General features: G+C 38.0%; 27 protein-coding genes. 13 read left to right on the forward strand and 14 right to left on the reverse strand.

Features of this window, described 5'->3' with window-relative positions; genetic code table 11:
• Positions 1-27: 27 nt before the first annotated feature.
• Positions 28-396 carry a DUF4180 domain-containing protein gene (locus GSM42_RS05890; RefSeq protein ID WP_160800625.1) on the reverse strand — a complete coding sequence of 123 codons (369 nt, stop codon included), beginning with the start codon at positions 394-396 and terminating at the stop codon, positions 28-30.
• 561 nt (positions 397-957) lie between these two features.
• A complete protein-coding gene (locus GSM42_RS05895) occupies positions 958-2,256 on the reverse strand; it encodes an MFS transporter (protein ID WP_160800626.1) in 1,299 nt (432 codons plus the stop codon).
• 909 nt (positions 2,257-3,165) lie between these two features.
• Here GSM42_RS05895 and GSM42_RS05900 point away from each other — a divergent pair.
• A complete protein-coding gene (locus tag GSM42_RS05900; RefSeq protein ID WP_160800627.1) occupies positions 3,166-3,816 on the forward strand; it encodes an FMN-dependent NADH-azoreductase in 651 nt (216 codons plus the stop codon).
• 289 nt (positions 3,817-4,105) lie between these two features.
• Positions 4,106-4,999: a VOC family protein gene (locus GSM42_RS05905; protein ID WP_160800628.1), complete on the forward strand. Its 894-nt coding sequence runs from the start codon at positions 4,106-4,108 to the stop codon at positions 4,997-4,999.
• Between the two features lie 38 nt (positions 5,000-5,037).
• Here GSM42_RS05905 and GSM42_RS05910 read toward each other — a convergent pair whose 3' ends face one another.
• From GSM42_RS05910 to GSM42_RS05920, 3 genes are all read right to left on the reverse strand, one after another.
• A complete protein-coding gene (locus GSM42_RS05910) occupies positions 5,038-5,340 on the reverse strand; it encodes a hypothetical protein (RefSeq protein WP_160800629.1) in 303 nt (100 codons plus the stop codon).
• Positions 5,341-5,354: 14 nt separating this feature from the next.
• On the reverse strand, positions 5,355-5,486 hold the full coding sequence (locus GSM42_RS20950; protein ID WP_275402128.1) for a hypothetical protein: 132 nt from the start codon (positions 5,484-5,486) through the stop codon (positions 5,355-5,357).
• Positions 5,487-5,683: 197 nt separating this feature from the next.
• Positions 5,684-5,884, reverse strand: coding sequence for a hypothetical protein (locus GSM42_RS05920; protein WP_160800631.1), 201 nt, complete (start codon positions 5,882-5,884; stop codon positions 5,684-5,686).
• 156 nt (positions 5,885-6,040) lie between these two features.
• On the opposite strand from GSM42_RS05920, the gene GSM42_RS05925 reads away from it, so the two are divergent.
• The 3 genes from GSM42_RS05925 to GSM42_RS05935 are packed head-to-tail and all read left to right on the forward strand — an operon-like array spanning position 6,041 to position 7,575.
• Complete coding sequence (locus GSM42_RS05925; RefSeq protein ID WP_160800632.1) at positions 6,041-6,301, forward strand: helix-turn-helix domain-containing protein; 261 nt, start codon at positions 6,041-6,043, stop codon at positions 6,299-6,301.
• Complete coding sequence (locus tag GSM42_RS05930; protein ID WP_160800633.1) at positions 6,292-7,197, forward strand: tetratricopeptide repeat protein; 906 nt, start codon at positions 6,292-6,294, stop codon at positions 7,195-7,197. The genes GSM42_RS05925 and GSM42_RS05930 overlap by 10 nt, the downstream gene beginning before the upstream one ends.
• 12 nt (positions 7,198-7,209) lie before the next feature.
• Positions 7,210-7,575, forward strand: a complete 366-nt coding sequence (locus tag GSM42_RS05935; RefSeq protein ID WP_160800634.1) for a hypothetical protein — start codon at positions 7,210-7,212, stop codon at positions 7,573-7,575.
• 140 nt (positions 7,576-7,715) lie between these two features.
• On the opposite strand, the gene GSM42_RS05940 is transcribed toward GSM42_RS05935, so the two are convergent.
• On the reverse strand, positions 7,716-8,267 hold the full coding sequence (locus GSM42_RS05940; protein WP_160800635.1) for a hypothetical protein: 552 nt from the start codon (positions 8,265-8,267) through the stop codon (positions 7,716-7,718).
• A gap of 161 nt (positions 8,268-8,428) precedes the next feature.
• Here GSM42_RS05940 and GSM42_RS05945 point away from each other — a divergent pair, with 161 nt between their 5' ends.
• Complete coding sequence (locus tag GSM42_RS05945; protein WP_160800636.1) at positions 8,429-9,385, forward strand: aminoglycoside phosphotransferase family protein; 957 nt, start codon at positions 8,429-8,431, stop codon at positions 9,383-9,385.
• Positions 9,386-9,566: 181 nt separating this feature from the next.
• Here GSM42_RS05945 and GSM42_RS05950 read toward each other — a convergent pair whose 3' ends face one another.
• Positions 9,567-10,454, reverse strand: a complete 888-nt coding sequence (locus tag GSM42_RS05950) for a LysR family transcriptional regulator (protein ID WP_160800637.1) — start codon at positions 10,452-10,454, stop codon at positions 9,567-9,569.
• Positions 10,455-10,573: 119 nt separating this feature from the next.
• Here GSM42_RS05950 and GSM42_RS05955 point away from each other — a divergent pair, with 119 nt between their 5' ends.
• Both GSM42_RS05955 and GSM42_RS05960 read left to right on the forward strand, forming a co-directional pair.
• The gene (locus tag GSM42_RS05955; RefSeq protein WP_160800638.1) at positions 10,574-11,959 is read left to right on the forward strand and encodes an MFS transporter; all 1,386 of its coding nucleotides are present in this window, start codon (positions 10,574-10,576) and stop codon (positions 11,957-11,959) included.
• A 23-nt stretch (positions 11,960-11,982) separates the two neighbouring features.
• Positions 11,983-12,366 (forward strand): DoxX protein, encoded by a 384-nt coding sequence (locus GSM42_RS05960; protein ID WP_160800639.1) that lies wholly within the window; start codon positions 11,983-11,985, stop codon positions 12,364-12,366.
• A gap of 162 nt (positions 12,367-12,528) precedes the next feature.
• Here the strand turns inward: GSM42_RS05960 and GSM42_RS05965 are convergent, their stop codons facing one another.
• Complete coding sequence (locus GSM42_RS05965) at positions 12,529-12,912, reverse strand: hypothetical protein (RefSeq protein WP_160800640.1); 384 nt, start codon at positions 12,910-12,912, stop codon at positions 12,529-12,531.
• 129 nt (positions 12,913-13,041) lie between these two features.
• On the opposite strand from GSM42_RS05965, the gene GSM42_RS05970 reads away from it, so the two are divergent.
• Entirely contained in the window at positions 13,042-13,311 is a 270-nt protein-coding gene (locus tag GSM42_RS05970) for a hypothetical protein (protein WP_160800641.1), read from the forward strand.
• A 691-nt stretch (positions 13,312-14,002) separates the two neighbouring features.
• Positions 14,003-15,100, forward strand: a complete 1,098-nt coding sequence (locus GSM42_RS05975; RefSeq protein WP_160800642.1) for a murein hydrolase activator EnvC family protein — start codon at positions 14,003-14,005, stop codon at positions 15,098-15,100.
• 261 nt (positions 15,101-15,361) lie between these two features.
• Here GSM42_RS05975 and GSM42_RS05980 read toward each other — a convergent pair whose 3' ends face one another.
• Positions 15,362-15,772 carry a DoxX family protein gene (locus tag GSM42_RS05980; RefSeq protein ID WP_160800643.1) on the reverse strand — a complete coding sequence of 137 codons (411 nt, stop codon included), beginning with the start codon at positions 15,770-15,772 and terminating at the stop codon, positions 15,362-15,364.
• A 313-nt stretch (positions 15,773-16,085) separates the two neighbouring features.
• On the opposite strand from GSM42_RS05980, the gene GSM42_RS05985 reads away from it, so the two are divergent.
• Positions 16,086-16,742 (forward strand): hypothetical protein, encoded by a 657-nt coding sequence (locus tag GSM42_RS05985; protein WP_160800644.1) that lies wholly within the window; start codon positions 16,086-16,088, stop codon positions 16,740-16,742.
• Between the two features lie 808 nt (positions 16,743-17,550).
• Here the strand turns inward: GSM42_RS05985 and GSM42_RS05990 are convergent.
• Positions 17,551-18,084, reverse strand: a complete 534-nt coding sequence (locus tag GSM42_RS05990) for an HAD family hydrolase (protein ID WP_160800645.1) — start codon at positions 18,082-18,084, stop codon at positions 17,551-17,553.
• 407 nt (positions 18,085-18,491) lie between these two features.
• Here GSM42_RS05990 and GSM42_RS05995 point away from each other — a divergent pair, with 407 nt between their 5' ends.
• Both GSM42_RS05995 and GSM42_RS06000 read left to right on the forward strand, forming a co-directional pair.
• Positions 18,492-18,824 (forward strand): MarR family winged helix-turn-helix transcriptional regulator, encoded by a 333-nt coding sequence (locus GSM42_RS05995; RefSeq protein ID WP_160800646.1) that lies wholly within the window; start codon positions 18,492-18,494, stop codon positions 18,822-18,824.
• A gap of 224 nt (positions 18,825-19,048) precedes the next feature.
• A complete protein-coding gene (locus tag GSM42_RS06000; protein WP_237446493.1) occupies positions 19,049-20,224 on the forward strand; it encodes an epoxide hydrolase family protein in 1,176 nt (391 codons plus the stop codon).
• Between the two features lie 512 nt (positions 20,225-20,736).
• Here GSM42_RS06000 and GSM42_RS06005 read toward each other — a convergent pair.
• The 4 genes from GSM42_RS06005 to GSM42_RS06020 all read right to left on the reverse strand — a co-directional run bounded on the left by GSM42_RS06005 (position 20,737) and on the right by GSM42_RS06020 (position 24,976).
• Positions 20,737-21,315 carry a hypothetical protein gene (locus GSM42_RS06005; protein ID WP_160800647.1) on the reverse strand — a complete coding sequence of 193 codons (579 nt, stop codon included), beginning with the start codon at positions 21,313-21,315 and terminating at the stop codon, positions 20,737-20,739.
• A 143-nt stretch (positions 21,316-21,458) separates the two neighbouring features.
• Positions 21,459-21,983: a hypothetical protein gene (locus tag GSM42_RS06010; RefSeq protein WP_160800648.1), complete on the reverse strand. Its 525-nt coding sequence runs from the start codon at positions 21,981-21,983 to the stop codon at positions 21,459-21,461.
• 362 nt (positions 21,984-22,345) lie between these two features.
• Entirely contained in the window at positions 22,346-22,804 is a 459-nt protein-coding gene (locus tag GSM42_RS06015) for a hypothetical protein (RefSeq protein ID WP_160800649.1), read from the reverse strand.
• A 1,047-nt stretch (positions 22,805-23,851) separates the two neighbouring features.
• Complete coding sequence (locus GSM42_RS06020; RefSeq protein ID WP_160800650.1) at positions 23,852-24,976, reverse strand: deoxyribonuclease IV; 1,125 nt, start codon at positions 24,974-24,976, stop codon at positions 23,852-23,854.
• Positions 24,977-25,848: the final 872 nt, after the last annotated feature.

A 25,848-nucleotide genomic window follows, 5' to 3' on the forward strand; every position in this document is an offset into this window, starting at 1 on the left:
TAACATCTCTTTCCTCAGGCCCTTCTTTTATTTTCGCCTGCTTAATCTTTCTATCGCTTCTTCTTCGGTCGGTAAGAAAAAGATGTCGTTTCCTTTGTTGCACTCATAGATAAAGTCTTTTAAGCTTTGGCTGGAATACACAGAAAAATCCCCAATAATTGCAACCTTCATATAATAATTGATAAACTTCTGAAGTACTTCGCCTGCAAGGCGTGTTTTCAGATCGAAAAATTGTTCGCTAAATAACGATTTATGTACAATGATTCGGTTGCTGTCTGCCTCATATTGCACAGTTGCCATAAGATCCAAGGCAGATTGCACATCTTGTATGATAATCTGACTATCTTTGACAATGGCAATATTTCCAATGCTTGTTTCTATCTTCGTTATACTCATTTTCCAACATCCTAATTTCCTTATTATCGTTCTTTGACTGGTAAGCTTTCTCACATACCCGTTACAAATGTAACGGGTATCTCCGTCCTTTACTAGAGGGATATTTGCTACTCGAAAGAAACTTAAACCTACTACCCAAACGTTAGCTACCCATATGCAGGGTTTTAAGAATCTCCTACAGACATTCACCCATGATAGTATCATATCTTTGCTATGCCTTTGAATATCGGCTAGATAACTCTTGAATACTACTTCCTGCAAATCCTCATCCAACAACTTTTTGGCAAAACATAATATTTTCAATTTAACTCAGATCATCTCTTTTCTATATAAATCGCTCTCTTGTCACGAACCATCCTGAACTTTAAATAGAACCACTGCGGTTTTTGAGTACCATTCCAACTCTTATCTGTAAATATAGTAAGCACGCTTAAAGAATACATGAGCCTCACATATAGGAAAACGACTTGAGTATCCATGTACGCTCAAGTCGTTTTCATTTCCATTATAGGACACCTACATCATATATAAAAACAGATTAGGTCAAAATATAAATTTCAGCTAACGTGTTTCAGCATCCATATGAGATTCCTTTGAAGACTCTCCCATACGCCAATAGACGATAAAGCTTATGAGAATACAAGCTGCAACATAGTAGTAAAAAGTACTTTCGAACCCAATACTTTTAAACCATAATGCGATAAACTCTGCTGTTCCTCCAAACACAGCAACAGTAATCGCATAAGGAAAACCTACGCCAAGGGCACGGATTTCTGTTGGGAATAGCTCAGCTTTTACGATCGCATTAATAGAAGTGTAACCAGTGACAATGATAAGACCTATCATCATGAGTAAAAAGGCACCTATAGGATTCTTCATTTGTTCCATAAATAAAAACAATGGCACTGTCAGTAAAGTCCCCAAAATACCAAAACTAATTAATAATGGACGCCTTCCAATTCGGTCAGACAGCAATCCAGCGATTGGTTGAAGGATAGCAAATATCAGCAAAGCAATAAAATTAATCCAGCTGACAACTTCTTTTTCGATTCCAACCGTATTGACCATAAACTTTTGCAGATATGTCGTGTAAGTATAGAAAGCAACTGTTCCACCAAGTGTTAATCCAACAACAACCATTACTGCCTTGGGATGCTTCATCAGAGCCCGTATCGTCCCAGCGTTCTCTCGGCTCTTCGAACTCATCTTTGAAAATTGTTCTGATTCATCCATCGTACGACGTAGCCACAATACAGCCAATGCTCCCATCGCTCCAATGACGAAAGGAATCCGCCAGCCCCAAGACTCCATAGCGGGTTCACTAAGGATTTGCTGAAGAATAATTTGGACACCAAGTGCCACCAACTGTCCAGCAATAAGTGTGACATACTGAAAACTCGAATAAAATCCGCGACGGCCTTTATTCGCCATCTCTGATAAATATGTTGCCGAGGTTCCATATTCACCGCCTAGCGATAACCCTTGAAGCAGACGTGCAAGGACTAAGATAATCGGAGCGGCCACACCAATTGTACTGTAACTGGGTGTAATGGCAATAATCAAAGAACCACTGGCCATAACAGTAATGGACAGCGTCAGAGCTGCACGACGGCCATAACGATCCGCATAACGACCTAGTAACAAACTCCCTAGCGGGCGCATCAGAAAACCAACAGCAAAGATTGCCGACGTGTTAAGCAGTTGGCTAGTTGGATCTCCCGTTGGGAAAAACTGTGCCGAGAAATACACAGAGAACGCAGCATATACATACCAGTCATACCATTCAATGAGATTACCAACCGAACCTTTGAAGATGTTACTTGTTATTCTTCGTGTTTTTGCGTGATCGGATTGAGACATTGTTTCCTCCTCGTAATGTTCCAGTGATAGACTCATTCTTCAAGTTACATGTGATCCTCATTTCTAATTTTTACATGAAAGAATATTTTTACTCAGAAAAGTACAACCTTGAGGGATTCACTTCAAAAACTTTTAAAAATATTTTCCACTGATATAAAAAATGAGTCAACAAATCCTAGTTACATACATATTATAAACCGCCATCCCTTGTATGTACAAAGCCATAAAAACAAAGGATTTCTTCACTTCCCTTAAACAGGTTAGATTTTCTACTGAGTCAATCAGTATCTTAACTATGCCCAGCACTCGAACATAATGGATTTCTTGATTACTTCAACTCCCTCCTAAATCTACCTCCATATCTTTCCTACATAGAAACCAAAAACACTACAGGTACAGAGAAGTACAGCACATGGAGGAAATCTATTACAAGCCTAAATATAGTTCCGTCCAATCTACAGCCGTAGATTTTTAAAATTATATCATCATTTATGTGTTTTTACGTTAAAAATCAATAATTTCTGATCAATATTTTTTCATCCCTCCATTGTCCACAGGACGATATCGATGGCATTCAGCGAATCTGGGAAGTCTTCGTGAGGCCAGTGAAAGAAGAACATGGTAGCTTTCTACAGATGCCTCTCAGGCAGCTCTTGTTATCCTTAATGCGGAGTGATGATAGTCGAAACTACATGGAGATTTTGGTATCTGTGGAATATGTTTTGGCGGCCATTTCCACAAAGATAATTCATAGATTGAGTTTTTTCCGTAGTACATACAGAGAAAAGGGCTTTTCTCTTATTCGATAGCTTTCCTATAATGTTAAAAAACGCAAAAAAATAATTATAGACAACATTTATCCTTGTTATATATAATAGGAAAGAATCAATTAGATAAGGTGATGATATTATGGTGAAAATGCTGATTATTAATGCCCATCCTCAAATTAATTCTAAAACCTCCATTAGTTTAGAAGTATATGATTACTTTATAAAAGTATATAAAAGCTTAAATCCTACAGGGTCAATCGAACAAATTAATTTATATAGTGATGATGTACCGCCAGTAGATAAAGTTGTTCTTGATGCACAGCAAAAGCTAATAGAAAAGAAAGAATGGAGTGAAGAACAAAAACGTATCATGGCCCGCAGGTCAGAAATATTGCAGCAATTTAAGAATGCAAATACGTATGTTATTGTCATGCCACTCCATAACTTTAATATCCCTTCCAAACTAAAAGATTATATGGATGCTATCATTGTTCCGCGTGAGACTTATAAATTTACGGAAGCTGGATCAGTAGGACTATTGAACGATGGTAGACGTATCCTTGTTATTCAGGGCAGTGGCTCTATCTATACAAATAATGATTGGTACAATGAAGTAGAATACTCTCATAAATACTTGAAATCGATGTTTGAATTTTTAGGAGTAAAAGAGTACCAAATTATCAGAGCTCAAGGCATTTCCTTACTAGATCGTGAGCAAATACGCAAAAAGGCATTTCAAGAAGCCGAAGAAGCAGCATTTAGGCTCGCTTCACCTGTAACAGTAGCTTAAAATCACGGATATCGAACATTGCAATAAAAACGAACTTAAAACCCTTATTACCCTAAGGGTTTTTATATTTTCACGATGTAATAATCTGCTGATTTTGAATGCATAACCTTAGCAAATTTCCTAAATGGAAAGAGATTCTTGATTTAACTTTGGTAAAAGCTTTCGTTATACGTGATAGGAAGAAAACTTATGCAAACAACTTCTACTCTTCCCAGAACTTTTACCGAATTTACGTTCGTCTACTCGCTGGTAATTTGCTATAATGGATAAAAATGGGAGGAATGAAAAAATGCAAAAAATCGTACCCCACTTATGGTTTGATAAAGAAGCGAAAGAAGCTGCCGAGTTTTATGTTTCTATTTTTAGTGACAACTCAGAGGTTACCAACATCACAACAATTCACAATACTCCATCAGGCGATTGTGATATTGTTTCGTTTGTGCTTGCTGGGCAAGACTTTATGGCGATCAATGCTGGACCTTTCTTCCAGTTTAATCCTTCTGTATCCTTCATGGTTTATTGTCAATCAAAAGAAACAGTGGATATGCTGTGGGACAAGTTGTTTGAAGGCGGTACAACACTTATGCCGCTCGATTCTTATCCATTTAGTGAGCGATATGGATGGCTGCAAGACAAATACGGGCTCTCGTGGCAGATCATGCACAGTACCCAAGAGACTACACAAAAAATTACACCTTCTCTTCTGTTTACTGGAGATATATACGGAAAAGCAGAGGAAGCGATTAACTTTTATATCTCTGCATTTCAAAATGCTAACTTTGATGTGAAGTCACGATATGAAAAAGGAGAAGCACCTGATGCAGAAGGAACACTAAAATTTGCTGCTTTTACTTTAGAGGGACAAAAATTTGCTGCAATGGACAGCGGTCATGAACACGGCTTTTCGTTTAATGAAGCAATTTCTTTTCTGGTGAATTGTGAAGATCAAACGGAGGTCGACTACTACTGGGAAAAGCTTTCCGCTGTACCAGAAGCAGAACAATGTGGCTGGTTGAAGGATAAATACGGGTTTTCATGGCAAATATCCCCCATACAATTGAATGAAATGATGCGTACGAACGATCGAGATAAGCTAAACTCTATTACACAAGCCTTTTTAAAAATGAAAAAGTTTGATCTTGCAGCATTAGAGAAAGCCTACAGGGAAAGTAAAACATCATAAAAAGAGCGACTAATCTGGTCCCTCTTTTTTATTTATCTTCATCTTTTTGGTGTAGAAAATATATCGTAACTCAAACCTGAAATTTGCCGGATATGCTCATTCACCCTTGTCTCCGCAAGATGAAGTAATTCGATTTCAATCACTTGATTGTCCATCGTCACCAGTTCAACCCTTGATACAGGAGAAAGACTTGGTTTAAACAGATTGGTAGTAAAATAAGCTCTATTTCCCCTTCTGCTTTCTGGTTTTCGGTTAACAAGGTGAAAAAAGGCTGCGATTTTTAAATGAGTGACAAACGCTTCAACGTAGTGACATTCCCCTTTCAAATACATAGATAACATACTTAATCCCCCTATTATTTTTGTATTCCATTTAATAGATTGAGGTATCGATCCATTCTCTGAATTTTATCTATCTCCGACATCGCAATACGCATCATCATGGAAGTATGCAGCGTGCGAACTTCTCTGATAGTTGCTTTCCCCACAAATCGAGTAAGCGTCTCCCATTTGATTGAAGGAATTTGTAGTTGCTTATGATACCTTGCATGGATTCTCCTAAGTAGATAAACTCATTTATCGCTTCGATTAGATCTGACGTATTTTCGCTCATCGAAATTGCTTTCTCCATGAAATGAATTGTTCTGTATCACCATAAGACACAAAAAACTTAGCTACCTCGTTTTCAATCTGAGCAATTTTCACCTCTCCTATCTCCCTCACCTCCAACATGTCGCTTAAGAAAAGTGAATTCCACCACATCTTTCTCTTGTGAAAGGGAATACCTCGCACTAGCATAAATCGCATAGCGTTCATCTGATTTCATAAAGGTAATAAAATCGCGAATCGCCTCTCCTTTGCCTTCGATTTTTAACAATAAATCCATGTGAAATTCTCCTCTTTTCTATCCAACGTCTTTCTTTCACAAGCATAAGGCAGTACAAACAAATATTCATAATTATTTGAAGAAATTATCTTTTTCTTCTTATGTAAAAGAAACTTGATTACAATTTTTAAGTAGTAAGGAGTGGAAACCAATCGAATGAAAGCTACTATATTTGTTTCCTATGAACAAGGAGAGAAAATCCGCAAAGCGAGGAGAAAACAAAAGATTACCCAAGAAGATTTGGCTCTGTCTCTCGACATCTCCCCTTCTCTAGTCAGCAAAATCGAGCGTGGGGCGTATCAAGTGGCGGAAGATAACTTGGTGGCAATTTGTGATTTTTTGGGGTTAGAAGTAGAAGAACTATTAGAGGAAAAAAGGAAGGATGCGATAATCAAGTTGATATTCGATTGCTATTGAAGACAATTGAACATGATATTCACTTAGTTGGGGTAAATGAAGCATGGAAGGAATTAAACAGTATTCAATTAGAACCAGATGACCCTTTGTTGGGAGAGTATTATTTTTTATTAGGGCAGATTTATGAAGCAAAACAAAATTGGTGTAAGGCACAAGAATTTTATGAGAAAGCAATATGGTACATAGACAATATTTCATTACTAAACAATTCTAATATTATATCAGGCTGCTACTATGGTTTAGGAAGAATCCTTGGCAAACAAAGTAAATTAATACAAGCAATCGCCATATTGAAAAAAGGAGAAAAGTATTTTATAGAGGGAACAGAACGGAGTTATCTAAAATACAACATATTGTTAAGTCAAGCAATTTTTTTAGAAAAGCTCAATCAAAACGAAGAAGCATTTCGTATTACCGATGAGTTAATAGATTGCAAATCATTAGTTGCTAGTACAGAAGCAAAAACAAATCTTGAACAACTTCAAGCAACACTATTGAATAAATTCGGATTCTATGAACAATCCATTCGAATATCAGAAGAAGGTATGATACTGGCTCGATTGGATAAGCTTTATGACCGAACATTTGAGTTATGGACAACCAGAGGGGAAAGTTATAGAAAGAAAAAAGAATTTATCAATGCCAAGCAATGTTTGAAAACTGCTCTAAAATTAAAACAAAAAATTCGATATGTTCCTCTGACCATCAGCACTTACACTCAATTAGGTTTGTTATACTTAGAATTAAATAACAATCAAAAAGCAAAGACAACACTAGAACAAGCTGTTGGTATCGGGAAAGAAACAAAAGATAAACCCCACTTAGTGAATGCTTTAATTGTTCTAGGAGACTGTTATCTCCAAAAAGAACAATATACTCAAGCAAAAAAACAATAGGAAGAAGCTCTCTTGATTACAGAAACTCATCATTATACTCAACATGAATGGGACATTTTAATGAAACTAGCAGAGACTTGTAAGAAGGATAATCTAAATGATTTCCGAAAATACGTAGAACAATTTCATCAGTTATCTTTAGAGCTATGGAAAGGTGGTGCAAAAAGTATGTCATTTAACCATAGTTTAGGAACTTCAAGACATTTAGAAGCAGAGCCGCCAGATATGAATAAGATTTTAAAACAAATCTGTTGTGAACAATGGGTATTTAAACAGAACAAACAAATCCAATCAAGATATGCTCCTACTGGATTTGTTTTTTTGTCCTCACAAACCTATATCATGGACAAGAGAACCGTCCTGTCGCAACAATATTAAATCCAGTTCGGCTTTCTCCTGACTGGTTCTTTGTTTCTTACTACAGTGCAACACTCGAATACCTCTTTGTTGCTCGCAAAAAACGCACGAGCCCGGGGTTAGTGTAGGTACTAACCCCGGGCACGGACCCGCATCAATTTCTAGAAAGCCGGCTCGCCTTCAAGCGTTCCCCAGAAGTCGACCTCGGGTTGCCAGGTGTTCAGATCAATGACACCACCGAAGAAGAGGACATCGCACGGATCGATAGTTTCAGAGTCACCGATTGGGGTGATGGTAACTCCGTCGACTCCTTCACATCCGCCGCGACGATGCAAGTTGACCTTTTGCACTACCATCTTGTACATGTAACGGTCGCTGAGGATCTTCGTAATGAGGTAGTATTCTCCTCCCCACTCAATGACTTTTCCTTCTTCGAGATTCAGCTTCTCGATGGCGTACTCGTTGTCGTTTTCGGTAGCGATCGTCCTGATCTTTCGAAATTGACCGTAGGTCATCTTCTCAGGACACTTCTTCCCCGGGAATCGCTGAAGGATCTTGTTGACAAAATCCCTCTGTTCCTCCGTGATGGGCTGACGATTGATGAGATTCTCCAGCTCGTTTTCCGAGATGGAGAGCTTGAACCTCAGCTTCATCCGTCGTGCCTGGATGATCAAACGCTCGCGCTTGCTGAGTCCACCGATTCGACGTGCCACGTTTTCTCCTCGTACTGTGCTTGATCTGACTATGTATTATTTTACAGTTTTCTTGATTGAAAGAAAAGTAGTCTATCCTCCACCATATACAACAAAAAAACCGTCTTTTTGACGCACTCGAATAACTATATTTAAACAAAAAGACTTTTCAGGAGATAAAAATGTCAACTGCAACGAGTTATCATGATATAGCCAAACAAATAATCCTCCAAGTATTAGCTGAAAAAGTTCAATTTATCCATCCGATCATCGGAAAAGGAGCAGTGAATCAAGTATATTTGGTTGAAACCAATATTTCTGAATACATCGTCAGAATGAATGAATCACCAGCTGCTTTGCCTATTTATGAAAAAGAAAAATGGTGTATTGAACAAGCAACACTTTATGGAATTCCTGGACCTGAAGTACTTACAATTGGAAAAATCGATCAAGTAGCTTATATGATCCAAACAAAAGTCAAAGGAATAAATGGCGGAGACAGTTCTTTGGATACCAAAACCATCTGGAAATCGTTAGGTAAATACACCAAACGGATTCATTCCATACCAGTTAACGGTTATGGTGAAATTTTATCTGATCCTGCTAACCGAACATTTACCGCCTCTACCCATGAGGGATTTGATGGTTCTTGGCATGGCTTTATTAGATACAATTTAGAAAGTTTGACAGAGAATGATCCATTCATCTCCTTAGGAGTATGGTTGAAAAAAGATATAAAAATCGTAAAACAAAAGTTTGAAAATCTTTTGGATATACCCTTTTCTTTTGGTTTGGTTCATGGAGATCTTTCCTTAAAAAATACTATCGTAGATGATACTGGCCATGTCACTGTGTTGGATTGGGGCTGTGCAGAAGCTCATCTCACACCTTACTGGGATATCGTTCAATTACGAAAATCTCATCTTGACATAGGAAAACCCACTCAAACTGAATTTGATGCTTTCCTTCAAGGTTATGGTTTTTCTCAGCTTGAGTTTCTAACTATACAACCTATGCTTGAAACTTTATTGTTACTGGATGCATGTGACAAAATGAGATGGGCTATTGATTGCAAACCTGACTGTATTCCTTCATTTGCTAACTATACGAAAAAAGTCTGGAGACGAAATAGCCAGTAAAAGAACAGTGATTCTTGTTGTTAGTCTCAAAAAGTACAGATAATTCCATCCCCTGGATTAAATTTAACTTATTACAAATCTATTATGACACAGCAATACCCTTTTTCAGTATCCAGCGTGCGACAAAAAAACCTCCCTTTGTCGCACTTTTCTACTTTATGAAGGAATTGGTGTTTTTCATTCAAATATGATCTATTTCATTTGCATAGTGCTCCGTTAGTAAGTCACGAAACATACGAGCAGCCGAAGATAAATATCTTTTTTTGGACCATACCAATTGATAAGTACGCTGACAAATTGGTTCCTCTATGCGCAAATAATGAAAAGGATTTTCTTTGTCTAATATGCTTTCCAGACTAAATGCGATTCCAATCCCCGATTTCACCAATTCCACTATCGTCTTGTAATCATCCGTTTCACATACAATATTCGGCGTGAAACCTGCCTTTTTGCACAATTCATCCGTATCCTCACGAAAAGAATGTCCCTTTTTAAAGTGAATAAAAGACTCATGCTTAACATCACTCAATCGAATACTTTCTTGGTTTGCTAACGGGTGTGAGAAAGGTACAGCAAGTACAATTTCTTCCGTTTGTATCGGTAAGTGAGAAATTCCATTTCGTTCCTTTCGTTTGCAAGCAATGTAAAAGTCTATTTCTCCACTCTCCAAAAGTTGTTCTTGATTCTCTTTTGTAGATACTTGAGAAATACGAAAGCGAACATCTGGATAGGTGGAGCGAAAATTGTTGATGAACTCGGAAAATTGCGGTAAAAATGTAGTGTCAATGGATACTGTTCCTTGATCTAATCCTGCCATATCTGTAATTTCTCTTCTGCCTTCTTCGAGTAATGCCAGTGCTGCATCCACTTTTTCCAAAAATACTTCTCCATATTGATTTAGGCTAATCTTTCTGGCTTGGCGATCGAATAAAGGAACCCCTAAATCTTTTTCCAACTTAGCGATTGTTTGACTTAAAGAAGGCTGTGTGATGTGTAACTCTTGTGCAGCCTGAGTTAAATGATTCAACTTTGCAACCTTTCGAAAATACTTCAGTTGAAGTAAATCCATGTCATCCCACCCTTATCATAAGTCTTTAATTATGATTACATAAACGAATATACATTTTTCTTTATGATAGATCAACCATACAATAAAGCTATCGAAAAGAGTGAAAGGGGTTTAGAATAGTGAACCTATCTATCGCAGAAGAAACAAAGATCACCCGTTTACTTTGTTTCATTGTTCCATTTGCCATCATCAACAGCTATATGCTAAATGTTGCACTTCCTGACATAGCGAAAGAATTTAGCACCAGTCCCTCTACAACCAGTTGGGTAATTACCGTATCGGGAATCATCTCTGCTCTTGGAGCTCTGATCTATGGTAAATTAGCTGATTATTATGGAATAAGAAATCTAGCCACCTTTGGGGTGTTATTGTTTTCCATTGGCTCACTTTTCTGTTTCTTAGCACCTAGTTATCCATTGTTACTTATCGGTAGAATTATTCAAGGAATCGGTGTTTCTTCTATTCCTTCTTTAGCGATGACGATTCCTGTTCGTTTCATTGCCCTGGAAAGAAGGGGGAAATCTTTGGGGCAAGTAGCTTCTATGATGGCATTTGCGGGTATCATCGGTCCTATTTTAGGAGGAATCCTTACTGGATTTCATTGGAGATACTTGTTTCTCTTCTCTTTGAGTATCGTCATTGCTCTTCCCTTTATTCGCAAATGGCTACCTAATGAAGTTCCTAAGAAAAAAGAGAACATCGATATTTTCAGTGCAGGATTGCTAGGAGCTTTCATCGTTAGTTTGATGGAATCCATTACTCTATTGAATCTATGGCTGCTGTTGTTCAGTTTTGTATTCTTTGTTGCTTTTCTCATACGACAAAAAAAATCTGCACATCCATTTATCCCTTTTTCCTTATTCCGTCACTCATCTTATCGTAATGGGATGTTTATGGGTGCTTTAAACACTGCTACCAATTTTGGCGTTTTTCTTGTAACACCACTTTTTCTCAGCTCAGTTTATGATTTAAATGGATATTGGATTGGATTGTTATTGGCTCCAGCCGCTGCTGTTTCTGCCCTCCTAGGGAAATATGGTGGATCCCTAACGGATCGAAAAGGTAATCGCTATGTATTAATAGTTTCTATCGTGCTGCTCAGTTTTGGCTTTCTCTCCCTTTCGACGTTCGCTGGGTATACATCATGGACCATCGCTATATTTTTGATTTTCACTGAAGTTGGTTATATCTTTATGCAACCAGCTATCAGCAAATTGGTTTCGTCAAATTTACCTGCTGAACATTCAGGAGTTGGTATGGGAGTTTATGGTTTATCCAATTTTTTAACCATTGCCATTGCTGGTGCCATTATCACCAAAGCTGTCGAATATATCAAAGTCCCTGCACTCAACCCATTGTCCATGGCGGGGGAATCTAGTATTTATAGCAATCTGTACTTGTTTTTCTTCCTATTAGCTCTACTGAATTTAGTACTCTTATACAAATTCATGTATAAAGAGAAAGAGAAGACTACTACCCATAGTATCGCTGATGAAATGAAATGAAAGACTTAGAGGAGAGAAGAACGATGATGAAAAAAATCACTTTGATTTTACGCATATTGTTAGGACTTTTGTTGTTTTTCTTAGGGATAAACAATTTATTAAATCCATCGTATTCGATGGAGTTTTCTGAACCAGCTAACCATTTGATGCTAGCTTTAATAGAGTCCGGATATATGATGCCAACTGTCTATAGCGTTATGGCGCTTGTTGGCTTATCCCTTTTAATCAATCGCTTTGTGCCACTAGCGCTCGTGTTACTGACACCTATTTCCGTAAATATGATACTTTTTCATCTATTTCTAGATATCGCATCTATCCTTCCTTCCTTAGTAATTGGCCTTCTACAGATATATCTTATTTTTACTCATATAGCGAGTTATCAGTGCTTGTTGAAAGCAAAAAATTAAAGAAACCCTTTGCAGACTTTGGTGAAGCAATGATATCATCATGCCAAAAAAGTCTTAAAATGCAGGCGACCGCTGGATCAATTTCGCATAGATCCAGCGGTCTAAGTGCACCTGAGGGTGCACGAACGAGCAGGGTTCCTCCTTCAGGAGTGGGACTCTACGTCACTTGGCGTTGGGTCCACTCGTGGCCGGGACTCCGTCGGGACCAGGACCGACATAGCTCTCGTCGAGCCAGAACCAGCCACTGTGATACTGCTTTCCATTGATAGTGCGATAACAATGGATGTCTGCGTACACGTCGACGGTCTTCTGCTCATAGTCGGTTGCACACTTCACCTTAGACTTTCCATCAGATTCCACACCCTTCACATAGCCATTGGTGTGACCCTCGACATAGCCGTAGGTGTAGCCCTTTCGGTAGCTTTCCCTCGCCGCTGCTTCCATGCGCTTTTCTGCTGCCTCTTCCGTGCGCCACTCTCCCAGCTTGTACGCGCTGGCCAGAAGCGCCAGTACGGGGATGTTCAGGTGCTTGCGATGGTTTCCCAAAGACTTCTCCTAGGGGATCAACCTGCTGATGCCACCATCATAACATTTTCTTCTCCTTTCCGATATTTTCTTTTATAATGAATATTGGCTGAAAATCAGCCTATCTCTCTTTTCACAGAAGGATCAAAAATGCCTAATGCCAAGGGTCAAAAGCTCGAACTTCCAACAAACCTTAGCGACACATGGAACATTACTGTTTTCGTACCTTGGGTGCGGGAACCTCATGATACGCGATTTCCCGATCACGCTTTCTTCAAGCTCGGGGTAAACTCGGAGTATGATCTGGAAGTAGGTCCAAATGATGTAGCTCTTTTGAAGAACAAGAAAAAGGAAGAGTATACCGTGCTTCCAGAAGGGTTTTCGCGCAAAGGCATTGTCACAGTCGAATCAGCTACATAATTCGTAGTTCGATATTGAAATCCTGATGTGAAGTCTGGGTAGTGAGGATTTACTGCCCAGACTCTCCAATATTTGCGACAAGAGAATGGTTCTTTTGACGCATCATAAATCATCTCTTCTTTCTTAAAAGCAAATTATTAGAAGCTCTCCCCATTTATCTCAATAAAATAAATCTACTTAGTAATTTACTTGATCTCCCAAGTGATCAAGCAAATGCGCTCTCAAATTGCCTATGACTGGATTTGTTTTTACCCACTCCAACCTAAATATTGTCTCTCACATCCACCAAAGTAACATCATCTTCTCTAAGCAATAGATATCTCTCGACCATTCGAGAATCGTGAAAACTTCAACTATTTTCTTGCTCCCGCTGGACCTCCCATGGATGGAAGATTGGAAATTTCGTCTCAAATGTGTAGATTGTACATCAAAAATGTTAAAACGCACCCATTTTACTCAAAAAAATTCTATTATAATATCTATAAGTATACTTCCTGTTCATCCTACTGATATAAAAAGAAACCAATGAAAACTTTCTCATTTGTCTTTTCTCTATTTGTGACAACAAACAGAGATATTACATATATTTCGAAAACAAAAAGAGGTGGTAATCCAATCACAATGAAGAGCTTTTTCCTACATATATCGTTACATCATGATAAAGCTGTAAAATAGAATGGATTGATCCAACATGCGAATTTCACTAAAAAATATTGTATCTACTTGCATGATCACTACGCTTATATTCCCTTTGTTTCCTTTTGCTACAACAGAAGCTGAAGATATAACACGAAAAAAACTAGAAGAACATCTACAAGAAAAAGAAAACGTTTTAAATAAAATAGCAGAACAAGATAAAAAGTTACAGAGCTTTGTCGATCAGATAAATGAAACGAATCTAAAAATTAAAGAAATTCAAAAACAAGCTGCACCGATCGAGTTGAGATTAACCAATGCGGAAAAAGAATTGAAAGTATATGATCAAATCTTAAGAAAACGTGTTCGTTTCTTTTATGAACATGGTCAATTCAACTATACTTCGCAACTACTAGAAGCCGACAGCTTTGGTCAGTTTCTTTATAAATTAGAAACGCTACGCCTGATTATCAAGCAAGATACTACCCTCATACGAGAACGACAAGAAGTCGTACAAAAAATAAAACAAGAAAAGAGTAAGTATGATCTATTAGTCACCCAACAAAACGAGCAAATAAAAAAATCAAAGGAAGCATATAACAAAATCGTCCAAGAAGCCCAAAAAGACAAAAAAAATCTGGATGTTCTAGAAGCATTTGAAGAACTTCATGAAGATGATTTCAGTCAAATCAATTTAGAAGATTGGAAAAATGGTAAACTTCGATTCCCTTATGATGGACCTATGAAGCGTCCTTCCAATGGTGCACTTACCTCTGAATGGGGATATCGTAATCATCCTATCTACAAACGACCTATTCTTCACCAAGGTGCAGATTTTGGCGGCGGAACAGGAAGTCCGATCTTTGCTGCAGGAGATGGTGTAGTAGTTTCTAGTGGACCATCTTCCGGTTATGGTTGGCTGATAACCATCTATCATGGAGAGAAAAACGGAAAACATGTCTTCACACGCTATGCTCATAGCTATCCAAACCAAGTCAAAGTACGTGCTGGAGAAAGAGTAAAAGCTGGAGAGCATATTGCTGACGTTGGAGCAAATGGAAATGTAACTGGACCTCACTTACACTTTGAAGTAAGGTATGGAAATGGAGAAAAACCTCCATCTTCCAATCCGCGAAAATGGATGTCTATATAATTTCGACTTGTCCTTTACCTCCCTTTTTATGGAGTACCATGAGGTACATGTAGAAACAGAGCATAAACGAAAAAAAATTAGTCCCACAGCTGTGGGACTAATTTTTTAGCTGTGAAATTCAAAGTAACTTCGAAGGGATGTGAAAACCATATAAATACTTGTTTTTCTTTTCGTAATAAAACCTCGTATATGTTTCCTTAGATATCATTTCGTATGCTAATTTTTATATTCGAGTCACCTATCTTGAAACTAGACTTTGTTTTACGCATGTTTTTCAGTACCAAGCAAACTTCCTAAAAGGCGGCTTTGGGGTCTCAGCGCCCACGAAGCGATATTAAGTGCAGCATAAAAAAGAGGCAAGATAATATGAAAACCATAATCACCATAATCGTTAGCAAACACATGAGATAAAGCTGCACCAGTCATTAAAAAGAAGATACCAGCGTAAGCCCATTCTTTTAGCCGGGGAAATCCTGGAACGATAATTGCGATAACTCCAAGTATTTTCCAAACTCCAAGAATATTCATGATGTATAACGGGTAACCAATACTCTCCACTAACTCGATATTTCCTCCAAGTTTCATCAGTTGACCCATGCCGCTTAATGTAATGGATATTGCGAGTAGTACGGTAACTATCCAATAAGCAATTGTTTTTCCTTTTGTCTTCATCGTTTGATCGCATCCTTTAATTGTTAATGAAAATAAAATATCATTTCTAGTTTGTTATAACGCTTTACAAGTTTTGATTCCCTCTAAAAGGACACCATATAGTGTCTGTTTATATTATAGGAAACCTTTTGGTGTCCTGTCAATCCTTTTTTATTTTTTTGTATTCCATGAATACAAAAAAGCATTATATTACAGTAATGCTCCCTTATAACAAACACTTATGAGATGCAAAACATCTCGATAGTCATTTATTTACATTCACTTTTTTGAAAGTTATAATTAATTTTGATATTCACATTTAAGGGGCATATATATGGAGAATAACAATGATAGCAACGAGAAAGAAATTTCAGGTAAGTCCTTAGAGTTTGGACTTCGCATGAAATTACCCCTAGAAAACATAGGTTTATATTTTTTAGCTCAACGTGGAAACCTTCTTTATGAAAAATTACAGAAGATGTCCTCTACTAAGAAATCTTCTTTTGATAATGGAGTGCAAAAATTGTTTACAGCAGTAACAAATGAAATCGAAAAAATGATACATTCTTCTAAACATCTTTCCCTCATTACGAAAGGGGATATCGAAAAAAAGATACATTCTTCCATGCCTCTTTTCGCTCTAGAAGAGAATAAAATAAAATGGCGGATTTTTGATGCCGAAAGAGAATACCGTCTTTACTATTATTTAAGTAAATTAAACGCACAAACTATAGCTGATTTTGATAGTCAATTAGATAACATTGGTTTAAAATTGTCGGATTCCTATGCTCGACTTATGAAACTAGTGCAAAAATCATCTCTAATGGAATCTCGACTATATAAGTTGGAGTACATAATGGTTTTGACGAGTAGTGACCAAGGAGAGTCACGTGAAGACTCCTATAAAAAAAATCAAAAAAACAAAAGAAAAAACTCATTCAAAAACTTATTTAATCCTTTTTCCAATAGTGGCAACTATGTACTTTATTAGAGGCTTCAAATCTGGTGATTGGTGGGATCTGGCACTTGGTTGCGTTCTTCTCGTTACAACAATTCTAAACATATATTTTCAGCATTCTAGTCGTTTTTTTATAGTTTCTTATATTTCATTGGGGATCTTTTCCTTATTGCTAGGTGGTCAATCGATTGTAGAATCTCCTGAACACAATATAAAGGGGCCGTTGTTAATTTTTGTTGGCATTGCTATCATTGTAGGAATAAGCTATCTATACAAAAAGAACAGAAAGTTCTAAGCACTATTATTAAAATATACTTTAAGAATGTTAAAGAATTGCATTTTCTTCGCCATTTGGCTTTTGTATATTATAGGGTTATTGCATAAATAAAGTTTAAACATGTTAGGTAGTCGCTTGATGCTTGCACACCTTTGTCACAAGTTGCACTATCTCACTATCGTGGCAAGTTGTGCTATCTTTTCTACGTCTGCCGCCCCTAACCTACAAAAGACTCTCATCCGCGAGCATCTTCGCTTTTGTAAGGAATAAGCAACAAGCTCTATTATAGTAAGAATTCCATTTGAAAAACCATGGTCAACCTGATTGTGGTTTTTCGTTCTATATTTACTTATCACTCACTCATGAAGGGTTTAGAAGTTAGTTTGGAAAGAGAGAACCGATTGGGATGGTAATGTTTTATAAAGAATCTTTTTCCCTTAGTTGTCAACATAGTCTATTTATGATTTCTATAACCTCTGTTAATTGACAAAGAATCTGTAATTACAAAAGGGAAATGTTTTTCGAGAAAGTGAATAATCTCTTGTTTTACTTGATCTTCGTCGGTCAGGGGAAATCTCTCCTCTCTCTTCTGAAAACGTTACTTTTTATACTCATTGTTTCTTTTTGTAAAAGTGAAAAATGAGGCATTAGGTGATTTAGAAATAGCACATTGATGATTTTTGGAGATGCTGGCAGTTCAGCAGGTTCATAATTGTGATATCCCCAAACTCTCATCACATTCATTCCGCATTCAAGAGCATGATTTACATCTGTAAGAATTTCATCTCCTATCATCCAGCTTTGAGTAGGATCGAAATTCATTTCATCTAATATTTGTTGTAAATGGGATGAGGTTTTTCTTTTGGTGATATAGATTTTTTGGAAAAAAGTTGAGATTTTTGTTTGATGTATTATATTTTCTTGAATTTGTTGATCACCACGAGTATAAAGAATCATAGGATGTCTTTGATCGCGAACGGTTTCAAGAAGTTTTCTTGCTCCTCGCACAAGGCGATAACGATGTTGGTGAATTGAATCCATAATATCTTGAAAGTTTTCAAAGACAGAGCTACGCAGGGAAAGCCCTGATTTTCTCATCAGGATCTGATGGTTATCGTCATAGAAAATAGCAAACGTTTTTTATGGACATCCATTGTTTCTCGTAATCTCCAATCCATTTATTTCCAAACAATGAAGAATAGATGTTTTCTTTAGTGGTATGCCTTCTGAGATGAGAATTTGAGCAAATTTGCTATATTAAACTGAACGTACATGATTTTACAGAGTTTTTGTACACAAAAAAAGGAGGAATCGTTTGATTCTCCTGTTTCATTTGTTGTGTACAGAAACATAGAACTTATTGAATACGCTTCTCGACGATTAGGATACGAAAAGGATTTCTGCTTTTAACGAAATAATTCCAGTTTTAGTTGAATATTCAACTTAATGGATGGTATATTCTTTCATATGGTTGACTAGTACACTATATGAATAGGAGCATACTTATGGAAAAAGAAAGCATCGTTAGGTGGATTTCCGTGGCTACATCGTCAATTTCAAAAATTTACCAGAACAGAGAGTTAAAAGATTACAATATTAACTCATCTGAATACATTCTTTTGGTTAATCTGTATGAAAAAGATGGTATTTCTCAAGAGAGGCTGTCCGCCAATCTATTTATTAACAAAGCTGCTGCAGCGTGTGCAATTGGACGACTTGAAAAGCTCGGTTATGTAAAAAGATCCCGAGATCCAAATGACAGCAGAGCGTATTTGGTCACATTAACTGCTAAAGGATTTGAGATGCGCAATTTTATTAAAACCAAACTGAATTATTGAACTCAAACGATTTCATCCAGCTTAACGACAGCAGAAGCGGATGACTTAGTCCAAAAGATAAAAAAGATGACTATGAATGCACTGGATGAAATAAAAGGAGACGAATGAGAAATTTGGGCACTTAATAATTTTTTTTACGACATTTTCAGTTGACTAATCAACAAAAAACGCTATGTTTTTCATATAGTTTACTAATCAACCATTATCGAAGGAGCCGATAAAAGATGAATACGTCAAAACAAGACTTTATAGGTAACAATATGAGTAACAGTGACACTTTGATCCGTCCGTTTCGCATCTCGATTCCCCAAAGTGATCTAGATGATTTGAAAGCTCGCCTGACCCAAATTCGTTGGCCTGTTGAGTTACCTGATGTGGAAGGAAATGATGGTGTTCCGCTCGGATATATGAAGGAATTAGTGGAGTACTGGCGTACCTCATATGACTGGCGTAAACAAGAAACTCAGTTAAATGAGTTTCCTCAATTCACCACAACGATTGATGGTGCAAATATACATTTCTTGCATGTTCGGTCGCCCGAAAAGAATGCATTTCCACTTATACTTACCCATGGCTGGCCGGGTTCCATCGTAGAATTTCTTGATATCATTGGCCCATTAACCGATCCACGATCTTATGGTGAAGATCCTGCCAACGCTTTTCATGTGGTAATTCCATCGATTCCCGGATTTGGTTTTTCCGGTCCCACTCCTGAAAAGGGTTGGGATATAAAACGGACTGCTCGTGCTTGGGCTGAGCTGATGAAACGGTTAGGTTATGATCGATATGGAACACAGGGAGGAGATTTGGGTTCAGCAATTTCTCGTACCTTAGGTGCGGTCGATCCGGAACATGTCTGTGGTGTCCATCTCAACTACCTATTTGCTATACCAAAACCAAATGATAAACTCAGTAATCTGTCGAAAGAAGAAGAGGATAGAATTACACAGTTAAAATGTTACTTAGCTTCTCCTGCTGGTTACATGGTACTTCAGTCAACGAGACCACAAACACTTTCCTATGCGCTGACCGACTCACCTGTCGGACAACTAGCCTGGATCGCAGAGAAATTTAGGGAATGGGTTGATCCAGCTTGTCCTATTGGAATCGATCGTCTACTTACTAACGTGATGATTTATTGGATCACAGGAACTGCTGGATCATCAGCTCGTTCTTATTATGAGAATGCCCAATCGAAGAGACGCCCGATGCCCTGCCCAGTACCAATGGGAGTGGCAGTTTTTCCATACGATTTAGCTTTACCTGTACGTCAGCTTGTTGAAAGTCAGTATGATATCGTTCATTGGACAGAGTTTGATCATGGTGGACACTTCGCGGCAATGGAGGTTCCTGATTTGTTAACAGAAGACTTACGAGATTTCTTTCGTCGTTTTCGTTGAAATGCCATGGAAAAGTTCTTACAGCCTATTTCGCTAGGGATTTCCCTAGCGTTTTTTACAGGAGGTATTCATCATAATGGAAATGCAAACAAAAGAACATACAGGAGTAATATTGATGCGCATCGTGATGTTTACGGTTACGCTTTCATCAATGAGTGTGTGATGTTCATTTATGTACTCCCAGAAGTCAGCACTGATGGGAAGATGACGACCCCCTCCTACATCTCACGAGAAAATGCTTTAAGAAAAGTAGCGTCGTTCGACCTCGATTGTAGTCGGCCATTCAGTCTTCGTGGATTCAACTCCATCTACTACGAGAGTATCTCCGTCGCGCTTAACCTCCATCAAGCTGCCACTGTGTCATGGTTTAATGTTGGGTGTTATAGGATGAACAAATATTCATTTTTATGTTCATTTTGCAATTATAATTTTCAAAAAACAAGTCCCCCTGAGTCAGTCGTCTTTATCGACTTGACCAACCAGAGGGGTGTGACCCTTGAAGGGTCACAAGATCAGTCGTACAACAGGTACCACCAGAGAAAGACCATACCAGCGACTGTCGTCCATCGGACGAGCATCGAGCTATGGAATTTGAGGATGAACTTCCCTGCGAACCCGGAAACCCATGCGATTGCGCAGATGCAGAACCATACCGTAGAGCAGATGCCAGTCATTCTCGGTTCGTCGTGGAAGTACCACTTACTGAAGGCTTGACCGGGCAGGGTAATCACACCGATTACCAGCATCAGCCGGAGCCAATCGCGCATGATTTTCTTCACGGTGATCCCGAGATTCCCTCGCTCCATGCCAGTCTGGCTCCCCGAGTTGGACCACTGGAGAAGCGCCTCTCCGTGTTCCCAGCAATCTACCAGGAGCCCAAAATAATACTGAAAACCGAAGAGTCCAGTGTTATCCTGCTTTCGGGTTTCCTTGGCGATGTCCTCGAGTCGGGCACCGGAGGCCATCTTTGCCTCCATGAGGTCTGTCCAACGTTCAGCGAAGTCAACGATAACACTACAGTATGTCTCGCCTTCATCGTTGACGTTCTTCCGAATACGCTCGTCCCAAGTCTGCTGGTCACGAATCTGCATTGTGCTTCAGATATCTGAAAATACAAAAGAACCATGTCAATGGTCCTTTTTTCATCTATATCCAAATTATTATTTCATGCTCTGGTTCTGGCAGGGTCAACTCACAAGAGTTATCACACACCAGAACCAGAGGTGCCCGTTCATTACTCCGGGCGGCTATCTACGAACTCTTCCCAGGTCGGCCAGTACTCGCCATTGTAATTCGGATTGTCCCGAAGAAACTTCTTCCAAACTACTTCCCAAGCCTGGTCGATCGGCTTATGAGCTTCTTCAATGCGCATCATGAGCTCCCCGATCTTCTCATGAGCTTGCTTGAAAGACAGATTGTCAGAGCGGACTCGTGTAAGAGAATCGACTATTTCTTGGAGCTTAATCCAAGTGGAGTTGATCGCCGATTGCATCTGCCTCTCTTCTTTAGTGGATTCCTCGTTGAGCTGTCGCAGATAGTACTCTTTTTCTTCGGGAGATTCGTCCCCCTCGAGACTGAGAATGCTGTGCACAATTTGCTCTGAGGTCCATCCCCATCGGATCTGAGGAAAGGTACCCATTAGCAAAAAGGGGCAGGCTCCCGAAAAAAAGTCGTTGTCAAGTTGAGGATGGATACTCCATCCTTCCTCTCCGAGGTTGGAGATACCAAGACGGAGGCGAAGAGCAGGCTTTTCAGCCATAGTGGCTCCCTGAAAAGTAGTTCCAATAGATTGCATTTATTATACTAAACACTATGACAAATGGAAATAGGTTACAGGTATGATTCAAACCTATTTGGGGTGTGGCAACCAAAAGCGAAATATGGGGCCATATGCAAATAACTTCCAAATTAGATGCTTAAAGATATCCGCTAATAGACAATATCGGATATAAAATGAATAAAATCATGGCTGTTCATATCCGATAAGGTAAAAAAGATAGGCTATTTTCCATGTCCGCTAATGCTAACGTACCTAGTTCATTTATGAGCTGAGGGGAAATGGCCCGATATTTTATGAATGGTTGTCATACCCCTTATGAGGCCTAGAACCAGCATCCGCGCCTATGAAGTGATGGATCGCTGGTATATCTCGTTTAGTTTTTTGGAAGCTTTTTTTGTTATTATTTTATGAACAAACTGGAGAAGCGGATATACAAAAGGAAGAACCAGAAGAGTCGCAACATTATTACTTTTATAATCTGCTTCTTCGATAATAATTGTTCCTTGATCTGTTTGTTTCAAGCGATCCATACAATCAACTTGAAACCCATATTGTTTATAAATGGTTCGATACATGGTAGGTGCTTCTGTTTCTACTAATTGAATTGTTGTTTTCTTTGTTCTAGGAAAAAGAAAGGATTGTTTTACTTCTAAAATCCATGTACTGCCTGCTTGTATCCCATTTTTTGTTAAGGAAACAAACATAGATCCATATCCTTCTTTTTGTACTTCATTACTGTACATGTGCTCATATACGAATTGAATTGGTGCTTCAATAATATTTTTTGTATGAATACGCATCTAATCCATCCTTATGTAAAATGAAATATATATAGTTATATTTATAGTAAAGGAATATTCATATAGAGACAACTAGCCAGAACCAGCATCCGAACGACGAACCCTAATTTGACCAAGAAATGGTAATAATCCTGTGGACTAGAGCAGCCACCCTGTCATGCTATATTTACCCAATTCCAGTTATCCTTCAGTCGATGGCCCTAGTTCACATCATACAGAATCGTAATATTAACTTTAAATACTCAAGTCATTTCCCCTTTAAATTTGTTTTCTAATTTTTTACGAATGGGTACTTCTTCTAATTTAGCCCAAAGGTACACCAAGGAAATTTTACAATTGTATTTATATTCCTCGCAAATCCAATAAATATCTTTATTATTGAAAAAAGGATACAATTTCTCCTTACTTAAACAAAAATCGCATCCAATACTCAAAAGCATATTATTTAAAAGTGCACCACAGATAAAACTAGGATTTGTATGATAGTAGAGAACATCAAGTTCTCCTTTGGTTATTTCTTTACATTCGTACCCAAAGTGATATTCATCACATACAAAACAATAAAACTTAATGTAGAGTAGTTTTCCTATTTTTAAATTCGCTTTTCATTGCCTTGAGTCAATTTTAGTTCAGGATTGACATGAAAGAATCTACATAACTTTGTATTTTTCAAGACGCTAGTATACTGCTTGCAATTAAAATCAACTGTTCTTTTTATAGAGGTAAATTTACAATGTACAAGCTCTTGTTCAGAGTCTATAAAAAGAACTTCACCCAGTTCCTTATCAGCATACAGTATTTCTGAGGGTACCCTGATTTCATCATCCTCTTCTATATCATAAACTTATAGTTTCCCGTGTATATTACCTTAAAGGAGCTTTTGCTTCTAATTGCGTTGCATCATACGATGAGTAATTCACAAGACCATGGTCAAAAGACATGGTTTTTCGCTTCTTTTCCCAACAAACTAAAAATGTACAAAAAAATTCAGATCATATCTTTGATCTGAATTTTTTTCGTACTATATACACTTTTCTCTTTTGTGTTTTAACTGTGTAGTATCTGTTTACTCGCAAACCACCCTACCAAGCGGTGATTCACTTCTTCTTCACTCAACTGAGTTAGCAATCTTTCTTCCTTCACCATGTCATACAAACGCTCGATCGGCTCACGACCGTCTTCTTTCTTCGCTTTGGCATCTGTTTTTAAAACTTCCCATGTTTTGACGACAAAATCTCGAGGGTCTACTTCATGTTTGCGGAAGAAGAACTCCAAACGCTCTACATGATCTAAGAAGTCTCCTCCCAAGCGACTTTCTACATCGCCTTGCAACAAAGCAATCTCTGCTGCATACATCGGACGTTCTTTGCCTTTTTCTTTGCTAATCCATGGTGTCTCCAAGACAAGTGGGAGATGACGAATTTTTTCATGGTTGACGATATAGCTTATCGCTTCAAAACCAATCAATCCTGCACCCACTGGGGCGTGGCGATCTTTCCCAGCTCCACTGAAGTTTTTGCTGTCATTCAAATGCACAACTGCAAGACGATCAAGTCCTATCGTCTGATCAAATTGCTCTAACACCCCGTCAAAATCATGAATGATATCATAACCAGCTTCATGTAAGTGGCATGTATCCATACAGACAGTCAATTTTCGATTATCTGCTACTTTGTCCATGATTTGTGCAATTTCTTCAAATTTACGACCTACTTCTGTTCCTTTTCCTGCCATCGTCTCCAATGCAATATTCACTTCTGTATCTTTCACACCGTCAAGTACAAGTGTTAACCCTTCTGCTATACGATTGATACCATATTCTACATCTTTCTCCGTAAAAGCTCCTGGATGAAGCACGATATTTTTGACACCTAGATAGCTCGTCCTACGAATTTCTTCTTGAAGAAAACGAACAGCAAACTCGAATTTATCATCTTTGTAAGTACCTAAGTTAATGATATAAGGTGCATGAACAACAATTTCATTGATTCCGTGCTCTGTCATGACCGATTTACCTTCCTCGACAAATTGCTTTTCGATTGCTTTTCGCCGGGTATTTTGTGGTGCGCCTGTATAGATCATAAACGTACTAGATCCGTACGAAACAGCCTCTTCCGCTGCATTTAATAGTCCTTTACCAGAAAAGGATACATGTGATCCTATTTTCAACATATTAGCAGACTCCTCTCTATTCTCAAGCAAAAAGCCCATAACGTTTATGTGGAATAACTCACATGAAGTCTATCACTCTACCATTCATTCAAATAGCATTTTTTATGACTAACACTATGAATCTATTACAGGAAAGGGATTTTAATTGATGCTTTCCTATATCCTTTGCTTTCTAGATCCTATCTTATTGTAACGATCTGTTTGGAGTTATGCAATTTGCTAACGAAATTTTCCAATGTTGAACCTCCTAAAAATAACAAAATCTAAATAGAAAAACCCGAGCTAGATGTAACAAGTCTTTCTATTTATACGAACAAGAGTAGTTTATTTGGAATCGATCAGAACATAGAATATATGAAAAATAACCTAAGAAATTAAGACATGTAGTACCTCAATGATATACCCAAGAAGACAAAAAAAGGAGAATCGATTGCCTCCCTAGACGAATCTTGGTATAAAGAAACAGGAAAGACTAAAAGATCCTACTCTCTCTGAGGAAGAACAGGAGGATCTAGAAATGGCTCTAGAAGCATACGATCTTGAGGAATGGCATGAGGAGTTAAAAGAGTAAACTAGTCTTTGGATTTCTGATAAAGTCCCTTGGATAAAACATCTAAGGGACCGCTATTTATTATGATTAAAATCCATTCATTTTACATTTCATAAATGAAATTTTATCCACTCATAGTAAGTTCTGAAAGAGTGGTCTTCTCAAAGATGCAGTTGTTACAGAAAACAAACTCCTTGATAAAAAACTCAGCGTATTTATCAAAAGCCATAGGATTAAATGATGCTTACGGAAAATCACGTTGATATTTAGCCAATGAGCACTATACTTACGACGACATTCTGGTAGATATTGGAGACCCTAT

It is taken from the genome of Shimazuella alba (assembly GCF_009831235.1).
GTDB lineage: Bacteria > Bacillota > Bacilli > Thermoactinomycetales > Thermoactinomycetaceae > Shimazuella > Shimazuella alba.